The 3,503-nt window shown below is 66.0% G+C and carries 3 protein-coding genes and 1 pseudogene; 1 reads left to right on the plus strand and 3 read right to left on the minus strand.

From position 1 onward, the window contains the following. From ELR45_RS40365 to ELR45_RS03125, 3 genes and pseudogenes are all read right to left on the minus strand, one after another. Positions 1–468 (minus strand): annotated as a pseudogene (locus ELR45_RS40365) (vitamin B12-dependent ribonucleotide reductase); the annotation flags it as partial. 98 nt (positions 469–566) lie between these two features. Next, complete coding sequence (nrdR, locus tag ELR45_RS03120) at positions 567–1,040, minus strand: transcriptional regulator NrdR (RefSeq protein WP_129663290.1); 474 nt, start codon at positions 1,038–1,040, stop codon at positions 567–569. A 276-nt stretch (positions 1,041–1,316) separates the two neighbouring features. Further along, a complete protein-coding gene (locus ELR45_RS03125) occupies positions 1,317–2,099 on the minus strand; it encodes a LysM peptidoglycan-binding domain-containing protein (protein ID WP_129663293.1) in 783 nt (260 codons plus the stop codon). A 169-nt stretch (positions 2,100–2,268) separates the two neighbouring features. On the opposite strand from ELR45_RS03125, the gene lexA reads away from it, so the two are divergent. Then, positions 2,269–3,090: a transcriptional repressor LexA gene (gene lexA, locus ELR45_RS03130; RefSeq protein ID WP_129663295.1), complete on the plus strand. Its 822-nt coding sequence runs from the start codon at positions 2,269–2,271 to the stop codon at positions 3,088–3,090. Positions 3,091–3,503: the final 413 nt, after the last annotated feature.

The following is a 3,503-nucleotide window of genomic DNA, read 5'->3' on the forward strand; positions in this document are numbered from 1 at the left end:
CACGTTGAACCAGACCGGCGAGTTGAAGCTGAAGACTTGATGGAGCAGCATCCAGGCCAGCTCATGCTCGAAGATCTCGGCATCGTCCGAGGTAGCGAAATACCCGTGCTGCTCGCCAGCTCCGCGGTACGTCTTCACCACCCGATCGATGAGCTGCCGCAGGCTCCATTCGCGAGCGTCGGTGCCGGGCGCTCCCCGGAAGTACTTGGTGGTGACGATCGTCGATGCGTTCAGCGACCAGAACTCTGGGAACTCGACGCCTTTCTGCTCGAAGACCGTCTCGCCCGTCTGCCAGTTCTGCTGGGAGACGTCCCGGCGCTCCCATGTCACCTCGTCATACGGATGCACGCCGGGTGTGGTGTAGAGCCGATCGATGGTGAGTCCCCGTGCGGCCGCCTTCGCCCTGGCCTTGCCCGAGCCCCTGGCTCCGGACCCGCCACGGCTCGGACCGCTCACCGTCTCTGTCATGAATTGCTCCCTCGTGTCGTTCCCCCGTTGCCGGCACATCCGCGCTGGGACGCCGTGCCGGATTCGAGCCGGTTCTTCAGTTCTCTGCGGTCGGTGCGTCAGTGCTGCGGCTGCGCCACCCGCTCCGTTCGTTCGCCTCGCAGCGTGGCGATCTCGGCCTCGAAGTCCGCCAATGTGTCGAACCCTCGGTAGACGCTCGCGAACCGCAGGTACGCCACCTCGTCGAGCTCTCGCAGCGGCTCGAGAATGGCCAGCCCGACCTCGTTGCTCGGAATCTCGGCCGATCCCGAGCCACGGATGTGATCCTCGACGCGCTGCGCCAGCCTGGCCAGGGCATCCTCGTCAACGCCTCGCCCCTGACAGGCCTTGCGCACGCCCGCGATCACCTTGTCGCGGCTGAACGGTTCGGTCACCCCGGACCTCTTCACCACGGCCAGAGTCAGCTTCTCGACAGTAGTGAACCGCCGCTCACACGCGGGGCATTGACGGCGCCGCCTGATGGCTGCGCCATCGTCCGCCGTTCTACTGTCGACCACCCGGCTGTCGGGATGCCGGCAGAAGGGGCAGTTCATATGAACCTCTCCCTTCCATTATCTGACCTGTGGATGAGCTGGGGACAACCTGTGCACTACCGAACACAATCTGTGGACTACTTACAGCTATGTAACTACTACATATAGGGGTACCGTACGTCGCGACGACAAGCGTTGCAACCGAATCCCACCGATCCGCTTCCGCCTCTTCATCGCGCCAGGTCATACCCCATTTAGCGACCGCGGCTCGGCGCGTCGCCCCTGGAATCAGGGTCGTCAAGACGTGTCGAAGTGACCAAGCACACGCCGTCCGGCTCAGCGCTGTGCAGCTGGAACCATCAACGTGTCACCGGGGCGGATGTCCCCGCCCGAGCGCAATCCGTTGAGATCGATGATCGCGTCCACCACAGCCCGCGGATCCGCTCCGGGATCGACCTCGTGAGCGAGCTGCCACAGCGTGTCACCCGCTTCGACCTCGACCGGCACGGTCTCCACATTCGCATCGGCGCCGCCGCCCGCACGCAGGAACGGCACCGCCGCGAGGGCGATGAGCACCAGCCACAGCACCGCCACGACGAGCCGGCCACGGGCGGTGAGCCGCGAACCATGCATGCTGGGTGGCGCTGAGGTCGCGCACCGACGCGGCTGTGCATTGTCCGAACCCGGCACCATCAGGCGCCGGGGACGCGTTCCAGCGTCCACCGCCTGCCTGCGGACCAAGCGCTCACTCCCCGGCCGGACCGGAACCACGATTCCGGCCTCACCGCTGCCATCGCGGCTGGCCTGTTCGGTACGCGCCAGCGTCCCCGATTCGGAACGGACGATGTGCCCACGCCCGCCGACCGTGGCGCCGGCGAGGCCACCATCCGCGTGCAACCCGGAGACGGCGTCCCGGCGACCGGCACGCCTCGGACGCGCGAACGGCAGGACATCGGCGCCGGCGGCGAGGTCTGTTCCGTCCGAGCCACTCCCGGCCGGCATGCTGTGCGCGCCGGTGCCCGAGCCGACACGCCGCCGACGGCCACGCTCAGGCGCCTCACCTTCTCCGCGGACGGGCGCCTCAGGCTCCCCCATGGGCCGCGTCGATGTGATCAACATCGCCTCTACCTCCAGCTCTTTCCGATATGACACGACGGAAGGTACCGAACAGCCGTTCGATAGAACATCCGTGCGAGTATTTCTACACCCCGGCACCGACAATGTCGAGAAACCTCGAACAGATGTTTGATCGTGTCGTCTTTTCGAGCTAGCCTGGCGGCGTTAGATCATGGCGCACAAGGTTCACTCGCACGTCGTTCTCGTGCCGGCGGGCCGTGCGGCACAACTACCCGGAGGTAGCGTCGTGGCCAGACAAGGCAACAAAGAGCAGGGAGCGGGCAAGGGGACCGCACGGGGCGCCTCTGTTCATCAATTTCCCGACCCCACAACCGGTGGGCGCCCCATCCTGACCCCGCGGCAGTGGAAGGTTCTCGAAGTCATCCGTGATGCCGTCGAGCGGCGCGGATACCCGCCGAGCATGCGTGAGATCGGACAGGCCGCCGGGCTCGCCAGCCCGTCCAGCGTCTCGCATCAGCTGAGCGTCCTGGAGACCAAGGGCTACATTCGCCGGGACCCGCATCGGCCGCGCGCTCTCGAGGTTCTCGCACCTCCGCAGCGCGGAGATGAGTACTCGCCGGCCGACCTGGACCTGATACCCGAGGACACCCCACTTCCGGCACCGTCGTACGTCCCGCTTGTCGGGCGGATCGCCGCGGGCGGGCCCGTGCTCGCGGAGCAGGCAGTGGAGGACGTCTTCCCACTCCCCCGTGAGCTGGTCGGTGAGGGCGAGCTCTTCATGCTTAACGTCACTGGTGATTCCATGGTCAACGCCGCTATCTGCGATGGCGACTGGGTCGTCGTACGCCAGCAGCAGGTCGCGGAGAACGGCGAGATCGTCGCGGCGATGATCGACGGTGAGGCCACGGTCAAGACGTACAAGCAGCGCGATGACGGAGTCTGGCTGTTGCCGCACAACGACGCCTACGACCCGATCCCTGGGGATGACGCAGCGATCCTCGGGCGTGTGGTCGCCGTCATGCGCCGGCTCTGACGTGCCGCCACGGGCGCGTCCGAACCACGTACGCCGTTGCCCGGTGCATGGACCGACATCGCGTTCCATGCACCGGGCAACGTCTGAGCTGACGGTCTTCACCTACTCGTACGGTCACCATCGAGCAGGCTAATCAACTGCTCGAGCGCGTTCATCGGATTCCCACTGCCGTCGTCGGCCCCAACTTCGGAGCCTTCCTCAGCCGAGGTGATGGTGGGCTGTTCCACCTCCGCGGACATAGCCGTGCCGGTCAGCTCGTAGAGGCCGAGACGTTGCACACAATGGGGCGATTCGTCAGTTCCGCAGGAGGACTGTACTGATCCAAGATCAACAGGAGCCGCGCGGGGTGATCATCTCCCCCGCGGCCTCAACCGGCAACGTTGAGTCGCTCGAGCGCGCCGGTCACCACGGCA

Origin of the sequence: Phytoactinopolyspora endophytica (assembly GCF_004138495.1) — a bacterium.
Taxonomy (GTDB): domain Bacteria; phylum Actinomycetota; class Actinomycetes; order Jiangellales; family Jiangellaceae; genus Phytoactinopolyspora; species Phytoactinopolyspora endophytica.